Annotated in this window: 13 protein-coding genes and 1 pseudogene; 11 read left to right on the top strand and 3 right to left on the bottom strand. The window is 30.5% G+C overall.

Translation table 11 applies throughout. From position 1 onward, the window contains the following. Positions 1–36: 36 nt before the first annotated feature. Positions 37–450: a hypothetical protein gene (locus OLM55_RS04390; protein WP_264560203.1), complete on the bottom strand. Its 414-nt coding sequence runs from the start codon at positions 448–450 to the stop codon at positions 37–39. A 113-nt stretch (positions 451–563) separates the two neighbouring features. Continuing rightward, positions 564–3553: pseudogene (locus OLM55_RS04385) on the bottom strand (leucine--tRNA ligase). 190 nt (positions 3554–3743) lie between these two features. On the opposite strand from OLM55_RS04385, the gene OLM55_RS04380 reads away from it, so the two are divergent. Genes OLM55_RS04380 through OLM55_RS04360 form a run of 5 tightly spaced genes read left to right on the top strand, consistent with a single transcriptional unit; the run spans position 3744 to position 7006 of the window. Beyond that, positions 3744–4619, top strand: a complete 876-nt coding sequence (locus OLM55_RS04380) for a cell division protein FtsX (protein WP_264560202.1) — start codon at positions 3744–3746, stop codon at positions 4617–4619. A gap of 57 nt (positions 4620–4676) precedes the next feature. Next, a complete protein-coding gene (locus OLM55_RS04375; protein WP_264560201.1) occupies positions 4677–4916 on the top strand; it encodes a DUF3098 domain-containing protein in 240 nt (79 codons plus the stop codon). Continuing rightward, positions 4916–5701: an undecaprenyl-diphosphate phosphatase gene (locus OLM55_RS04370; protein ID WP_264560200.1), complete on the top strand. Its 786-nt coding sequence runs from the start codon at positions 4916–4918 to the stop codon at positions 5699–5701. The genes OLM55_RS04375 and OLM55_RS04370 overlap by 1 nt, the downstream gene beginning before the upstream one ends. Beyond that, the gene (truB, locus tag OLM55_RS04365; protein ID WP_264560199.1) at positions 5701–6399 is read left to right on the top strand and encodes a tRNA pseudouridine(55) synthase TruB; all 699 of its coding nucleotides are present in this window, start codon (positions 5701–5703) and stop codon (positions 6397–6399) included. Before OLM55_RS04370 ends, truB begins: the two co-directional genes overlap by 1 nt. Continuing rightward, positions 6389–7006, top strand: coding sequence for a YiiX/YebB-like N1pC/P60 family cysteine hydrolase (locus OLM55_RS04360; RefSeq protein ID WP_264560198.1), 618 nt, complete (start codon positions 6389–6391; stop codon positions 7004–7006). Before truB ends, OLM55_RS04360 begins: the two co-directional genes overlap by 11 nt. Here the strand turns inward: OLM55_RS04360 and OLM55_RS04355 are convergent. Further along, on the bottom strand, positions 6998–7606 hold the full coding sequence (locus OLM55_RS04355) for a thioredoxin family protein (protein WP_319800104.1): 609 nt from the start codon (positions 7604–7606) through the stop codon (positions 6998–7000). The genes OLM55_RS04360 and OLM55_RS04355 overlap by 9 nt on opposite strands. Before the next feature lie 77 nt (positions 7607–7683). On the opposite strand from OLM55_RS04355, the gene OLM55_RS04350 reads away from it, so the two are divergent. The 6 genes from OLM55_RS04350 to asnS all read left to right on the top strand — a co-directional run bounded on the left by OLM55_RS04350 (position 7684) and on the right by asnS (position 16427). Beyond that, on the top strand, positions 7684–8463 hold the full coding sequence (locus tag OLM55_RS04350; RefSeq protein ID WP_264560197.1) for a patatin-like phospholipase family protein: 780 nt from the start codon (positions 7684–7686) through the stop codon (positions 8461–8463). A 65-nt stretch (positions 8464–8528) separates the two neighbouring features. After that, entirely contained in the window at positions 8529–9236 is a 708-nt protein-coding gene (pyrH, locus tag OLM55_RS04345) for a UMP kinase (protein WP_264560196.1), read from the top strand. Positions 9237–9316: 80 nt separating this feature from the next. Then, on the top strand, positions 9317–9880 hold the full coding sequence (frr, locus tag OLM55_RS04340; protein ID WP_264560195.1) for a ribosome recycling factor: 564 nt from the start codon (positions 9317–9319) through the stop codon (positions 9878–9880). A gap of 72 nt (positions 9881–9952) precedes the next feature. Then, positions 9953–12436, top strand: a complete 2484-nt coding sequence (locus tag OLM55_RS04335) for a DUF5686 family protein (protein ID WP_264560194.1) — start codon at positions 9953–9955, stop codon at positions 12434–12436. 73 nt (positions 12437–12509) lie between these two features. Continuing rightward, positions 12510–14915 (top strand): efflux RND transporter permease subunit, encoded by a 2406-nt coding sequence (locus OLM55_RS04330; RefSeq protein ID WP_264560193.1) that lies wholly within the window; start codon positions 12510–12512, stop codon positions 14913–14915. 66 nt (positions 14916–14981) lie between these two features. Further along, positions 14982–16427, top strand: coding sequence for an asparagine--tRNA ligase (gene asnS, locus OLM55_RS04325; RefSeq protein WP_264560192.1), 1446 nt, complete (start codon positions 14982–14984; stop codon positions 16425–16427). Positions 16428–16449: the final 22 nt, after the last annotated feature.

Below are 16449 nucleotides of genomic sequence, written 5' to 3'. Positions count from 1 at the left end.
ACATTCCATTTTTTTAAAATGACATTTTGACGCTTACTAATTTGAATTTGGTTTCATACCTTTATTTACATCCATAACTGGTAGCAAACCATTTGAAGGAACATAAATAATTTGTGGTAAATCTCCTTTATCTGCAATTTTTTCAAGGGTTCTGATAAACAAATACTGATTGTAAGTTTCACTTAATGTACCGTTTTCTAACTTCATAGCTTCAGCCATTCCTTTGGCTCTCTCAATTTCTGCTTGAGCGTTTAGTTTTTCTGCTTCTAACTTCGCTTTAGCTTCTTCTACTAAAATTCTTCTATTTTGTTCTGCTTTTGCCATTTCAGCTTTTCCTGCCATTTCTTGCTGCCAAACATTATATCTTGGTAAACCAAACATCATTGAAGCAATTAAAATAAAAACAAAAATTACAATTCCAAATATTAAACCTGTATAGTTTCTTCTCATTACAAATTATTTAAATTATACTTATTATACGTAAAATTTTAAAAAAGTTACAAAAAAACCCAAACTCTTATTTGAATTTGGGTTTTTAGTGATGTTATTTCGATAAAAAGGCTTTATCCTACCAAGTTAATAATCTTACCTGGCACAATAATTACTTTATTTGGTGTTCTGCCCTGTAATTGTGCTTGTGTTCTTTCGTCAGCCATTACAATTTCTTCGATTTGTTCTTTGGTTAAATCTAAAGGCAATTTCATTGTAAAACGCATTTTTCCGTTAAAAGAAACTGGATATTCTTTTTCACTTTCAACTAAATATTTTTCTTCAAAAATTGGAAAATCAACCGTTGCAATTGAGCCTTCGTGACCTAATTGTTTCCATAATTCTTCAGCAATATGTGGTGCATAAGGCGACATTACAATAGCTAATGGTTCTAAAATAGCTCTATGACGACATTTTAATTGCGATAACTCATTTACACAAATCATGAATTGAGAAACCGAAGTGTTGAATGAAAAATTCTCGATATCTTCTGTAACTTTCTTGATGGTTTTGTGTAACGATTTGTACATTTCAGCCGTTGGTTCGTCATTCGTAACAATTGAACCATTATCATCAAAATACAATCTCCATAATTTTTTTAAGAAACCGAAAACCCCTGTAATACCAGCAGTATTCCATGGTTTTGCTTGTTCTAATGGTCCTAAAAACATTTCATACAAACGTAAAGTATCAGCTCCATATTCATTACAAATTTCATCTGGATTGACTACGTTGTATTTTGATTTAGACATTTTTTCTACTTCACGACCAACGATGTATTTTCCATCTTCTAAAATGAATTCCGCATCTTTATAATCAACATATAAAGGATGTTTTTTGAATTTTTCTACATCTAACTCATTAGTCACATCATTAATTACAGCTAAGTCTACATGAATTGGGGTAAAATATTTCCATTTTAAAGGTGAACTTCCTAAATCTTTATGAAAAGAAAGAAGTTTTGAATGAGTTTCATTAGCTTGATCATTTAGTTCGTCAAACATTAAACCTTCCTTAATACCCTTTTCAATTAAGTTTTTAGAAACAAAAACGACTTTTCTTTTTGATTCTCATCTCCCATCCCAAATCCATACTCGTATCTATAAACAAAAGCACTCATCCCCAAAATCATTCCTTGGTTAATCAACTTTTTAAAAGGTTCTTCTGTGGGTGCAAAACCTCTATCTTTTAAGAATTTGTTCCAAAAACGAGCATACAATAAATGTCCGGTTGCGTGTTCGCTTCCACCAATATATAAATCTACATTTTGCCAATAGTCTAATGCTGCTGCCGATGCAAAATCTTCTTCATTGTGCGCATCCATATAACGCATCCAATACCAAGAAGAACCAGCCCAACCAGGCATCGTATTTAATTCTAGAGGATGAATAGTTTTGTTATCAATCAAATCATTGCTAACAACTTCATTGGTTTCTGTATTCCAAGCCCAAACTGTTGCGTTCCCTAAAGGTGGCAATCCATCTTCTGTTGGCAAATACTTTTCAACTTCTGGCAAAGCAATTGGTAAATATTTTTTGTCAATCATTTGTGGTAAACCGTTCACATAATACACAGGAAAAGGTTCACCCCAATATCTTTGTCTTGAAAAAACAGCATCACGCAAACGGTAATTTGTTTTTCCGTTACCTTGTTTTATGTTTTCTAAAGCTTCAATCGCTTTTTTTGTTCCTTCTTTATAACCTAAACCGTTTAAGAAATCAGATTCTACTAATTTAAAACCTTCTTTTGCTCCAAATGCCTCTTCCGAAATATCTTGGTCGAAAATGTTTTTAATTTCAGGCATTCCGTTCGTTCCTTTGAAGAAATTCGCGAAAGCATAATCACGTTCATCACCACAAGGAACTGCCATAACAGCACCTGTTCCGTAACCTGCTAAAACGTAATCGCCAATCCAAACTGGAACTGGTTCTTTGGTAAAAGGATGTTCGGCATAAGCACCAGTAAAAACTCCAGAAATGGTTTTAACATCGGCCATTCTTTCTCTTTCCGAACGTTTTGCAGTTGCATGAACATAAGCTTCAACGGCTTCTTTTTGTTCTGGTGTTGTGATTTTAGCTACCAAATCGTGCTCTGGTGCTAAAGTCATAAATGTTACTCCGAAAATGGTATCAGGTCGAGTTGTGAAAACATCGATTTGATGAGAACTTCCCTCGACTGCGCTCGGGATGACATTAAAAGAAACCATTGCTCCAACTGATTTTCCAATCCAATTACGTTGCGATTCTTTTAGCGATTCTGTCCAATCGATTTCATTTAAACCTTGTAACAAACGTTCTGCGTAAGCTGAAATTCGCATCGACCATTGTGTCATTTTTTTACGAATCACAGGATGACCACCACGTTCTGAAACTCCGTTTACGATTTCATCATTGGCTAAAACGGTTCCTAATCCTGGACACCAGTTTACTTCAGTTTCTGCTAAATAGGTTAATCTATATTGTAATAATATTTTTTGTTGTTCTTCAGTTGAAAAAGTCTTCCATTCATCAGCTGAAAAAGTAACGATATTATCATCACAAACTGCATTTACATTGGCATTCCCATTCTTTTCAAATTCTTGAATTAAAGTGCAAATGCTTTCTGCTTTATCTGAATTGTTATTGTACCAAGATTCGAATAATTGAATGAAAATCCATTGTGTATGCTTGTAATAATCAGCATTTGAAGTTCGAACTTCTCTGCTCCAATCAAATGAAAATCCGATTTTATCTAATTGTTCTCTATAGCGAGCAATATTTTCTTTGGTAGTTTTATCTGGATGTTGCCCTGTTTGAATGGCATATTGTTCAGCAGGCAAGCCAAATGAATCATACCCTTGTGGATGCAATACATTAAATCCTTTGTGACGTTTGTATCGAGCTACAATGTCAGAAGCAATATAACCTAGTGGGTGACCCACATGCAAACCTGCTCCAGAAGGATAAGGGAACATATCAAGTACATAGTATTTAGGTTTTTCTGATTTATTAGCAGCAGCAAATGTTTGGTTTTTTGACCAATATTGTTGCCAATTGGCTTCGATTTCGTTTGGATTGTATTTCATTCGTCTATATTATTTTGCCTAAGGTCTCATGCTTTCGCAAGCTCAAGTCATCAATTAAGTTACAAAGTGCGTTTGTTAAAAAAATCAGTTGCAAATTTACATTTTATAATACTAAAGTTAAAACTTTGTTGTTATATTCTGTGTAAACAAAATATCTTTAGTATTTTTACAGCTTAATTAATTGTACACTATGGCATCATCGTTTGAAAATTACAACAAGAGAAGACTTGTTTCTTCTTATTTTTCTGTAGTTTTAAGTATTTTCTTAGTCTTGTTTCTTTTAGGAACTTTAGGGTTATTTGTAATTAATTCTAAAAAAATAACGAATGATTTTAAGGAAAATATTCCTATGACAGTTTTCTTTAAAAACGAAGCAAAAGATAGCGCTTTAGCTGCTTTTGATACTGAATTAAAAAATTCTCGTTTCATTAAAGAATATACTTTTGTACATAAAGACAGTGCTGCAAAGAAAAATGTTGATATTGTAGGTAAAGATTTTATGGAATTTTTAGGATTTAATCCGTTACAAAATTCTTTTGACATTAATTTAAAAGGTGACTATGTAGTTGCTGATAGTATAAAAATTATTGAAACTGATATTAAGAAAAATGAAATGGTTTCGGAAATCATTTACGACAAACAATTAGTAGATTTAGTAAACGATAACATTAAAAAAATAAGTTTTTGGATTTTAGTAATCAGTGGATTTTTTGCAGTAATTGCAATGTTATTAATTAATAGCTCGTTAAGACTTTCTATTTATTCACACCGTTTCACTATTAAAACGATGCAAATGGTTGGCGCTACTAAATCGTTTATCAGAAAACCTTTTATTTGGAGAAGTATTAAACTTGGTCTTTTAGGCTCTGGATTAGCTATTGTTGCCATTTTAGGTGTGGTTTATTATGTTGATGGCCTTTTTCCCAATATTGGCATCGCTAAAGATTATGTTTCTATTGGAATTGTAATTACTGGTGTATTAGTTGTAGGAATTGTAATAACTTGGATAAGTACTTTCTTTGCCACACAACGCTTTTTAAATTTAAAAACAGACGACCTTTACTAAGGTTTATTTGTTGGTTCATTTATTTGTTAAACTGAATCTAAAAAAAATATAAAACACATGAAAAACGAAAACAAACCTCAATTTTTATTTGATAAGGTTAATTATAAATTTCTTTTAATTGGACTTGGCATAATTGCTCTAGGCTTTATATTAATGAGTGGCGGCGGAAGTGATGATCCAAATGTTTTTAATGAAGATATTTTTAATTTTAGACGTATTCGTTTGGCTCCAACTGTTGTTCTTGCAGGGTTTGGAGTTGTGATTTATTCGATTTTTAAGAAAGAGAAAAACAAATAATGAATATATTTCAAGCCATTATTCTTGCCATTATTGAAGGGATTACAGAGTTTTTACCAGTCTCTTCAACTGGACACATGATTATTGCCTCTTCTTTTTTTGGAATTGCAGGCGATGATTTTACCAAACTTTTTACCATTGTAATTCAACTTGGAACAATACTTTCTGTAGTGGTTTTGTATTTTAAGCGCTTTTTTCAAAGTATGGATTTTTACTTTAAATTATTTGTAGCGTTTATTCCTGCAGTAGTTTTTGGTCTTTTATTAAATGATTTTATTGACAGTTTACTAGAAAGTCCAATAGTTGTGGCTATTTCACTTATTATTGGTGGAGTTTTACTTTTAAAAGTAGACGAATGGTTTGGAAATTCTGAAAATACAGAAATATCATATTTAACTGCTCTAAAAATTGGTTTTTTCCAATGTTTAGCAATGATTCCCGGCGTTTCTAGAAGTGGTGCAAGTATTGTTGGAGGAATGAGCCAGAAATTATCTCGAACTTCAGCAGCAGAATTTTCTTTTTTCTTAGCTATTCCTACCATGTTAGGCGCAACTGTAAAAAAATTATATGATTATTATAAAGCAGGTTTTGAAATAACAGACCACCAATTCAATTTATTAATAATTGGAAACGTTGTTGGATTTATTGTTGCTTTAATTGCTATAAAATCATTCATTGGTTACCTTACAAAGCACGGATTTAAAATGTTTGGTTATTATAGAATTATAGCCGGAATTGCAATTTTATTCATTCACTTTTTTGTGCAGAAATTAACTATCATTTAATGACTAAAGAATCTCTTTTAGAAGGACAAGTTTTATTAATTGACAAACCGTTGACATGGTCATCATTTCAGGCTGTTAATAAATTAAAGTATGCTTTAAAAAGGCATTATGATTTGCCAAAAAAATTTAAAATTGGTCATGCTGGAACTTTAGACCCTTTAGCAACAGGTTTACTAATTATTTGTACAGGAAAGTTTACCAAAAGAATTACCGAAATTCAGGCGCAAGCCAAAGAATATACAGGAACCATTACTGTTGGAGCTACAACTCCATCTTACGATTTAGAAACAGAAGTTGATGCAACTTTTCCAACAGAACATATTACCGAAGATTTAATTCAAGAAACAATCAAGCAATTTTTAGGAGAAATTGATCAAAAACCACCTGTTTTTTCAGCTATTAAAAAAGACGGAAAACGCTTATATGAACATGCTCGTGCTGGAGAAGAAGTTGAAATTAAAGCTCGAAAAACAACTATTCACGAATTTGAAATTACTCGAATTGCATTGCCTGAAATTGATTTCAGAATAAAATGCAGTAAAGGAACCTACATTCGTTCTATTGCTTATGATTTTGGTTTAGCACTTCAATCTGGTGGACATTTAACCGCTTTACGAAGAACAAAAATTGGAGATTATTCTGTTGAAAATTCAGTTACACCCGAGGTTTTTGAAAAGAATATGCTAAATGAAATTTAGTGCTTTTATTTTAATTCTAATATCACAACTTAGTTTTGCTCAAAATGTAAAACTTAAAACAGGTGATCTTATTTTTCAGTCTATGAACTGTGGTCCATTATGTGATGCGATTAATCAAGTTACGGAAGGCTATAAAGGAAAAGACTTTAGTCATCTTGGATTGGTTTACATTCAAAACGATTCCATTTATATTATTGAAGCAGCCGGAAATGCTGTTCAACTAACTCCATTGGAAAAATTCAAATCTTACACAAAGGAAACCATGTTTGTAGGAAGATTGAAAAGAAAGTTTAGAAAATATATTCCAGAAGCAATTACGTTTTCATTAAATCAAATGGGCGTTCCTTATGATGAAGCTTATTTATACAATAATGGGAGTTATTACTGTTCAGAATTAATTTATGATGCTTTCTTAGACGCATACAAAAAACCTTTTTTCGAATTACAAGCCATGACTTTTAAAGCGCCAAATTCTGATACGTATTTTGAAGTATGGCAAGAATATTACGATAAATTAGAAATAGAAATTCCAGAAGGAAAACTAGGTTGTAACCCTGGAGGAATTTCTACTTCAAACAAATTAAAAATTATTGGAACTCTAGACTAAAACCTCTTTAGTCATTAATGCCATTATTTCATTTTGAGTTGTAATGCCTTTATCGTGTAAATACCATTTTTGCAATTCAATTTTAACTGGCTCATCTACTACTCCATTTGCAGCTTTATAATCGGCAATAAGTCTTCTTGCAGGTTCTGGTCTCGGCCCCCAATCGGCAATCACATTATTATTTTCATCCAAAATTATTAACTTAGGAATAGCTTTGCCTCCATTAGTTAAAAACTGACTCATTAACTCATCATTATCATCTCTTAGCACAATTTTTAAATCAATAAAACTTGAAATTTCTGCCATTTTATTAATTATAGGTAAAATTTGAGCAGCATCTCCACACCAACCTTCTGCAATAACCAACCAAATGTGCTTTTTAGATAAATTGCTTAATTGATTTTCAATTTCCGGAACTACTTTTATTGTTTTATCAAGACGTTTTAATCTTGATTCATTTAATTCAGAATAATGCAACAAATCTTCTGATTGTGTGTGTCCTGTAGATTTTCCTTCTTGTATTAATTTTGAAACATGTTCTCTGTACGATATGTAAGAAAAACTGTTTTCTAAAGCCTTTTCAATTAAATTTTTCATCATAATTATATTTACTTGACAAAATTAATTCTAATTTTGAAAACAGAATGTAAGTTTTATTACATAACTCAAAATTTATCATGGATTTAAATTCTAAAAATGTTGGATTAGTATTATCAGGAGGAGGTTCAAAAGGAATTGCTCATGCTGGAGTTATTAAATTTTTAGAAGAAGAAAAAATTAAACCTTCAATAATTAGCGGCACGAGTGCAGGTGCAATAATTGCAGCTTTATATGCATTTGGCAAAACACCAAATGAAATTCTTTCCTTTTTTAAATCCATTTACTTCTTTCATTGGAGTCATTTTACTTTAAAAAAAGCCGGTATAGTTGACTCAGAATCATTTAAAGATTATTTTGATAAAATTTTTGGGGAAACAAAAATTGGCGATTTAGAAATTCCAATTATAATTACCGCAACTGATATGGTAAAAGGAAAATTAAAAATTTTTAAACCCGACACAAAATTATCAGAAGCTGTATTAGCATCTTCAGCATTTCCAGGAATAATATCGCCGTATAAAATAAATAAAAATTTATATAGTGATGGTGGAATTTTAAACCATTTTCCTACCGATTTAATTCAAGGAAGATGCGATAGTGTAATTGGAGTTTATGTAAGTCCTATTCAAGATATTGTAGAAAAAGATTTAAATTCAATTAAAGCAGTAACAACTAGAGCTTTCGATTTACTTTCTGCACATGGAAACTATCAAAAATTTAGTTTATGCGATTTAGTTATTGAACCAAAAGAACTTTCTAAATTTAGTACTTTTGAAACAAATAAAGTAAAAATGGATGCTATTTTTAAAATTGGTTACGATGAAGCAAAAAATGCATTTAGTGATTTAGAAGTATAATTTAAACTACATTTTTTTTGCAATAGATATATATTTATATTTGCACTGTAAAAATAACAAAACAAATGAAATACAAAAGAATTCTTCTTAAACTGAGTGGTGAAGCTTTAATGGGCGATAGACAATATGGAATTGATCCTATGAGACTTGCTGAGTACGCGCAAGAAATAAAGCAAATTCACGACAAAGGTATAGAAATTGCTATTGTTATAGGAGGAGGGAATATTTTTAGAGGTGTTGCTGGAGCAAGTAATGGAATGGACAGAGTTCAAGGAGATTATATGGGAATGCTTGCAACTGTAATTAACGGAATGGCACTACAAGGTGCTCTTGAAGAAGCAGGAATGCAAACAAGATTACAAACTGCACTAAAAATTGAAGCAATTGCCGAACCTTATATTAAAAGAAAAGCAACTCGTCATTTAGAAAAAGGACGAATTGTCATTTTTGGAGCAGGAACAGGAAATCCTTATTTCACAACAGATACTGCAGCTGTTTTAAGAGGAGTTGAAGTTGGCGCAGATGTTATCTTAAAAGGAACTAGAGTAGATGGTGTTTATAATGCAGATCCTGAAAAAGATAAATCAGCTATAAAATTTGACTTCATTTCATTTGAAGACGTTTTAGCCAAAGGATTAAATGTAATGGACACAACAGCTTTTACTTTAAGTCAAGAAAATAAATTACCTATTATTGTCTTTGACATGAATAAAGACGGTAACTTATTAAAAGTTTGTGAAGGAGAAACAATAGGAACAACAGTAACAATATAAGTAGAAAAATAGATATAAAGAATTTTAGAATGTCAGGATAGGCTTGTCTAAAAATCTAAAAAATCCAAAAATCTAAAAAAATGACTGAAGAAATTAATTTTATAATAGACGAAGCAAAAGAATCAATGAATGGATCTATTGCTCATTTAGAAAAAGAATTTTTAAACATTAGAGCAGGAAAAGCTTCTCCTCAAATGTTAGGTGGAGTATTTGTAGACTATTATGGCTCTCAAACTCCATTGTCTCAAGTTGCAAATATTAATGCTGCAGACGCAAGAACATTAACAGTTACGCCTTGGGAAAAACCTATGTTACAAGCTATTGAAAAAGCAATTATGATTGCTAATTTAGGCTTAAACCCAATGAATAATGGAGATAATATTATTATTAATATTCCACCATTAACTGAGGAAAGAAGGAAAGATTTAGCTAAACAAGCTAAAGCTGAAGCTGAAGATGCAAAAATAGGCATTAGAAATGCTCGTAAAGATGCCAATAACGATATTAAAAAAGAAGAGAAAAACGGAACTTCTGAAGACATTTGTAAATCTGCTGAAGAAGAAATCCAAAAGCTAACAGACGCTTATATCAAAAAAATAGACGAAGTTCTTTCTGTAAAAGAAGCGGAAATAATGAAAGTTTAATTACATTAAAATCCCGATTTACTCGGGATTTTTTATTTAAAAAATAGTACTTTAGCATTTCAAATTCATTGAATGAAACAGATTCTAATTTTAGTAATTTTCTTTCTTAGTAATTTTTTAGTGGCACAAACTAAAATAAATGGCCAAGTAGTTGATTTTGACACAACTATACCTGTTGCATTTGCTAAAATAACTTATGAAAGCAAAACTTTTATGACAGATTGGGAAGGAAAGTTTTCATTAGTTGTATCTGATTTTAAAAAACCTGTTTATGTTACCTACAAAGGATATTATGAAAAATCATGCTATCCTGTAAACAACGAAAAATTATTTGTTGTTAAAATGATAACTAACATCAATATTAAAAACAATGAAATTTATTCTGATCAAAAAGTAAATCTTATTGTTAAAAAAGTTTACGACAATCAAAGTAAAAATGATCCTGAAAAAGTATTTTTAAACTTTGAATATAAAAATTACGAATACCTTCAAATTAGTGCAAATCCTGATAGCATTTCAGGAAAAATTGATACCATCCACAAAAAATCAATTTTTGGAAAACACAAAATAAAATTAGATTCATCGAACTACAGATTTAAAAAGTTAGTAGAGAAAAATCACATTTATCAAACTGAAAAAGTAAATTTAATTCAACAAAATAAAGGCACACAAAAAGAAACTATTCTCGCTACAAGAATGGCTGGTTTCAAAGAACCTATTTATGAATATTTAGGATTAAAATTATTATCCTATTCGGTTTATGAAAACCCTTTTGAAATTTTAGAAACACCTTTACAAAACCCTATTTCTAATATAGGAAGAAGGTTATATGTCTATAACTTAATAGACAGTATTCAACATCAAGGAAGAAAAACATATCGTGTTTATTTTCAACCTAAAAAAATTCGTTCAAATAGATTAAGAGGTCTTTTATATATTGATGCAGAAAGTTATGCTATCTCTAAAGCACAATTTAGAATTTACGGAATTGTAAATATAGAAGCAACTTATACTTTTGATTATTTAAAAGAACATAAAATTTGGTTTCCTAAAAAGAGAATGTTTTATGTAAAAAAAGGAACGAATAATCAAGATTTAAAAATTTTAGGAAGCACCATTAAATTTAACTCAAGTTCTGAAGAAAAAATTAGTAAAAATGCGAGCGACAGAGCCTATTTAACTATCGAATCAACACCTTTCGATTTAGAAATTGGTAAAGAAATTGTAATAAATGAACCAAAAATTAAAATTGAATTACCAAAAAGTAGTTTTAATAAAGATGAAAAATATTGGGCAGGATTTGCTAAAGATTCTATTGATAAAAGAAAATTAAAAACTTATGTGTCATTAGACAGTTTATCTACTGCAAACAAAATTGAACACAGGTTATTTTTAGGTAAAAAAATAATTAACGGTTACGTACCAATAAATATAATTGATTTAGACTTAAGAACAATAGTTAAATACAACAACTATGAAGGGTTTAGACTTGGACTCGGCGGAGTAACAAATTCAAAATTATCAGAAAAATATAAGGTTGGTTTTTATGGAGCTTACGGATTAAAAGACAATCAATTTAAATACGGAATAACACCTTCATACTTATTAAATAATAAAAGTGAAACCTGGCTAAGTGCCTCATATTCTGATGATGTAAGTGAACTCGCACAAACTAGTTTTGTTACCGATTCTAGAAAATTTAGGCTATATGATCCTCGACCAATTAATATTTCAACTTTTTACAACATTAAAACTGCTGCAGTAATTTTAGAAAGTAAAGTTTTACCAAAATTAAGCAGCTATTTCTCTATTTCACAAAATGAAATTCAACCCTTATTTGATTATACTTTTGTTAATAACGGGATGAATTATACTCAATATTCCATTTCGTCTGTATTACTTGGCTTACAATGGAATCCGTTTAGCAATTACATGAGTACTCCTCTAGGAGTAATTGAAATTGAAAAACGTCACCCAAAATTTTCATTACAATACACGCAAACTATTCCTGATGTTCTAGGAAATGATTTTACTTTTTCGAAAATTGACTTCAAAACATTCTATGAATTACCATATTTATCTGGGCAAAAAAGTTCAATTGTATTTCAAGGAGGAATAGCTTTTGGCGATGTTCCATTGACTCATTTATATAGTGTTGCCCCAAACAACATTAACAAAGATGCCATTTTGGAAAGACTAACATTTGCTGGCAAAAACAGCTTTGAAACCATGTATTACAACGAGTTCTTTTCAAATAAATATACATCACTACAGCTTAAACATACTTTTAATAAAATAGATTTAGGTTACAAAATAACACCCGAGTTTTCTATTGTAACTAGAATGGCTTGGGGAGAAATTGACGATATAAACAAACACCTTGGTTTAGCTTTTAAATCATTAGAAAAAGGATTCTTCGAAAGTGGAATTGAAGCGAATAAAATATATAAAGGTTTAGGACTAACTGCATTTTACAGATATGGTCCTAATCAATTAGCTCGTTTTGACGACAATTTATCTATTAAAATTTCTTATTTCATAGATTTAGGACTATAAACCTCTCTTTCTTTAGCTTGAAATTTAGCTAATTAAGCAATATTCCTTACCTTTGCGCTCTAAAATTTTTAACATGTTAAAGTGGTTAAGCACTAGCTTCTGGGATTTTATTGCACGATTTATTTTAAGAAACAGAATAATATTATTAATAACATTAGTACTATTTACTGTTTTTATGGCTTTCCAATGGAAAAACATGCGATTTACTTATACCGAAGCGAATCTATTGCCAGACGATCATATCATTAATCAAGAATACAATTCATTTCTAGATAAATTTGGAGAAGAAGGAAATCTAGTAGTGATAGGCTTTAAAGATTCTACTTTTTTTACCGAAAAAAATATTTTACTTTGGGAAGACTTTATTGGGGAAATAAAAAAAGACAAAGCCGTTGATTTTACCTTATCAATTGAAGATTTAAAAGTATTAAAAAAAGACACCTTAAATCAAAAATTTAAACTTGTTCCTTTTATCAATAAAGAGGATTTTAGTCCTGAATATTTGAAAGAAAAAGAACATGAATTCTACAACAATCTTCCGTTCTACGAAGGAATGTTGTTCAATAAAGAAACAGGTTCTGTTCGATTTGCAATTTACATGAACAAAAAAATTGTAAACACTGCTGCACGTAAAGATTTTATATTAAAATATCTAAGCAAAGAAAAAGTTGCTAAATTTGAAAAAGAAAGCGGAATAGATTTACGAATTTCAGGAATGCCTTACATCCGTACTTTAAACTCTCAAAGCATAATTAGTGAAATTGGACTGTTTGTATTTGCTGCGTTATTTATTACTTCATTGTTATTTTTCTTTTTCTTTAGAAGTTTTAGAGCCACTTTAATATCAATGTGTATTGTAATTATTGGCGTAATGTGGTCATTTGGAACACTGGGTTTATTAAATTACGAAATAACAGTGCTTACAGCAATAATTCCGCCGCTAATCATTGTAATTGGTATTCCAAATTGTATTTTCTTAATCAATAAGTACCAACAAGAAATAAAAAAACACGGTAATAAAGCAAAATCATTACAACGTGTAATTTCTAAAGTTGGAAACGCAACTTTAATGACTAATTTAACTACTGCAGCTGGCTTTGCTACTTTCATAGCTACTGATAGCGAATTACTTACCGAATTTGGTATTGTTGCTTCATTAAACATCATCTTTTTATTTTTCTTGTGTTTAATTATTATTCCTATCATATACAGTTACATGCCACTTCCAAAAGAAAAGCATTTAGCTCACTTAGGAAAAAACTATATTAAGTCTTTCGTTGATTGGACAGAAAATATAGTAAAAAATCATACTGTTAAAGTGTATAGCACTGCAATTGTATTGTTAGTACTTGGTATTATTGGTATGTATCAAATAAAAATTTCGGGAAGTATCATTGAAGATATGCCTAAGAAAACAGGTTTTTTTGATGATATTTTATTTTATGAAAATGAATTCGATGGTGTAATGCCACTTGAAATAATGATTGACACAAAAAGAAAAAAAGGTGCATTAAAATCTGTCACATTAAAAAGAATAAACGAACTTCAAGAAACAATTGAAGAAATTCCTGAATTATCTAAACCTGTTTCTATTGTTAATTTAGTAAAATACTCAAAGCAAGCATATTATAATGGCAATCCTGAATATTATGAATTACCTACAAAACAAGAAGAAGCCTTTATTTTATCATACATTAAAAAGTCTACAAACGGCAATCAAAATATGATGAAAAGCTATGTAGATAGCACAGGGCAATATGCAAGAGTAACCACTTTTATGAGAGACATAGGTACTGATAAAATGGAAAAAATTGAAGAACGTTTACAAGAAAAAATTAACAAACTTTTCCCAAGTGAACGGTATATAGTTACAATGACAGGTAAAGCCTACGTTTTTGAAAAAGGAACCCATTATCTTGTTAAAAATCTAGTTCTATCATTGTTATTTGCTATTGTATTGATATCATTATTAATGGCATATTTATTCAGATCGTTTAAAATGATTGTTGTTTCATTAGTTCCAAACTTACTACCATTAATCATCACAGCTGGATTAATGGGCTTTTTAGGAGTACCAATTAAACCATCAACAATATTAGTTTTTAGTATTGCATTTGGTATATCAGTTGATGACACCATTCACTTTTTGGCAAAATACCGTCAAGAATTAATTGCTAATAATTGGAGAATTAAACGTTCAGTTTTCAGCACTATGAAAGAAGCTGGTGTAAGTATGTTTTACACTTCGGTAGTATTGTTTTTTGGGTTTTCGGTATTTACACTTTCTAGTTTTGGTGGAACCGTAGCTTTAGGAGGATTAGTAGCCGCAACATTACTTTTTGCTATGCTTTCTAATTTAATATTATTACCCGCATTGTTACTTTCATTAGAAAAAACAATAGCCAATAAAGAAGAATTTTTAGAGCCTACTATAGATATTCTAGCAGATGATTCAGATGATGAAATCTCAACAAATTAATAATTATATTTGCATTCATTATACAGTACGATTTGAGCATATCAAATCAAAAAAATAAATAGAAAGATGAAACATATTAAAGTTAAAGACCTTTTAAATAGTACAAAAACATTACAAGAAGTAACTGCTAAAGGTTGGGTAAGAACATTTAGAAACAATCAATTTATTGCATTAAATGACGGTTCTACCATTCATAATATTCAGTGTGTTGTTGATTTCGAAAACACACCTGATGAAACTTTAAAAAGAATAACTACTGGTGCTGCAGTTTGTGTAAAAGGAACATTACAGGAGAGTCAAGGAAAAGGACAATCTGTAGAAATTCAGGTTTCACAAATAGAAATTTTAGGAGATAGCGATGCTGAAAAATTTCCAATGCAACCTAAAAAACACTCTTTAGAGTTTTTGAGAGAAAATGCTCATTTAAGGGTAAGAACTAATACATTTAGCGCAATTATGAGAGTTCGTTCTACACTTTCATTTGCAGTACATCAATATTTTCAAGAAAATGGTTTTTTCTATGTAAACACACCTATTATTACAGGAAGTGATGCGGAAGGAGCTGGTGAAATGTTTAAAGTAACTGCTTTACCATTTGACAAAACTCCAAGAACTGAAGAAGGAAAAGTAAATTACAAAGAAGATTTCTTTGGTAAAGAAACTAACTTAACCGTTTCTGGACAATTAGAAGCTGAAACCTATGCAATGGCCTTAGGTCAAGTATATACTTTCGGACCAACATTTAGAGCTGAAAACTCAAACACATCTCGCCACTTGGCAGAGTTTTGGATGATTGAACCAGAGGTTGCTTTTAATGATTTAGACGCTAACATGGATTTAGCGGAAGATTTTATCAAAAATGTTATCAAATACACACTTAATAAATGTGAGGACGACTTGAACTTCTTAAATGACCGTTTACTTCAAGAAGAAAAAACAAAACCTCAGGCTGAAAGAAGCGAAATGAGTTTACTTGAAAAATTAAACTTCATTACCGAAAATAATTTCAAACGCGTTTCTTATACTGAGGCTATTGATATTTTAAAAAATTCAACTCCAAACAAAAAGAAAAAATTCAATTATATTATTGAAGAATGGGGGGCTGATTTACAAAGTGAGCACGAACGTTTCTTAGTTGAAAAACACTTTAAATGTCCGGTAATTTTATTTGATTATCCTGCAAAAATCAAAGCATTTTACATGCGTTTGAACGACAATACTGAACCAGGAAAAGAAACCGTAAGAGCAATGGATATATTATTCCCTGGAATTGGTGAAATTGTTGGTGGTTCTCAACGTGAAGAGCGTTTAGATATCTTAATAGAAAAAATGAAAGCTTTAGGAATTGAAGAAGAAGAACTTTGGTGGTACTTAGACACTAGAAAATTTGGTTCTGCGGTTCATTCAGGATTTGGATTAGGATTTGAAAGATTGGTTTTATTCGTAACAGGAATGTCTAACATTCGCGATGTAATACCTTTCCCAAGAACACCACAAAACGCCGAATTTTAAAATAAATTGTTAATTCGTTAAT

The sequence above is a fragment of the Flavobacterium sp. N2270 genome, from assembly GCF_025947225.1.
Classification (GTDB): Bacteria; Bacteroidota; Bacteroidia; order Flavobacteriales; family Flavobacteriaceae; genus Flavobacterium.
Note: the sequence above shows the minus strand (reverse complement) of the source record. Positions and strands in the feature narration are given on the sequence as shown.

What these genes read in the sequence shown, in the direction of transcription:
- OLM55_RS04390 (WP_264560203.1), bottom strand. Translation starts at nt 450, where the DNA reads ATGAGAAGAAACTATACAGGTTTAATATTTGGAATTGTAATTTTTGTT.
- OLM55_RS04380 (WP_264560202.1), top strand. Translation starts at nt 3,744, where the DNA reads ATGGCATCATCGTTTGAAAATTACAACAAGAGAAGACTTGTTTCTTCT.
- OLM55_RS04375 (WP_264560201.1), top strand. Translation starts at nt 4,677, where the DNA reads ATGAAAAACGAAAACAAACCTCAATTTTTATTTGATAAGGTTAATTAT.
- OLM55_RS04370 (WP_264560200.1), top strand. Translation starts at nt 4,916, where the DNA reads ATGAATATATTTCAAGCCATTATTCTTGCCATTATTGAAGGGATTACA.
- truB (WP_264560199.1), top strand. Translation starts at nt 5,701, where the DNA reads ATGACTAAAGAATCTCTTTTAGAAGGACAAGTTTTATTAATTGACAAA.
- OLM55_RS04360 (WP_264560198.1), top strand. Translation starts at nt 6,389, where the DNA reads ATGAAATTTAGTGCTTTTATTTTAATTCTAATATCACAACTTAGTTTT.
- OLM55_RS04355 (WP_319800104.1), bottom strand. Translation starts at nt 7,606, where the DNA reads ATGATGAAAAATTTAATTGAAAAGGCTTTAGAAAACAGTTTTTCTTAC.
- OLM55_RS04350 (WP_264560197.1), top strand. Translation starts at nt 7,684, where the DNA reads ATGGATTTAAATTCTAAAAATGTTGGATTAGTATTATCAGGAGGAGGT.
- pyrH (WP_264560196.1), top strand. Translation starts at nt 8,529, where the DNA reads ATGAAATACAAAAGAATTCTTCTTAAACTGAGTGGTGAAGCTTTAATG.
- frr (WP_264560195.1), top strand. Translation starts at nt 9,317, where the DNA reads ATGACTGAAGAAATTAATTTTATAATAGACGAAGCAAAAGAATCAATG.
- OLM55_RS04335 (WP_264560194.1), top strand. Translation starts at nt 9,953, where the DNA reads ATGAAACAGATTCTAATTTTAGTAATTTTCTTTCTTAGTAATTTTTTA.
- OLM55_RS04330 (WP_264560193.1), top strand. Translation starts at nt 12,510, where the DNA reads ATGTTAAAGTGGTTAAGCACTAGCTTCTGGGATTTTATTGCACGATTT.
- asnS (WP_264560192.1), top strand. Translation starts at nt 14,982, where the DNA reads ATGAAACATATTAAAGTTAAAGACCTTTTAAATAGTACAAAAACATTA.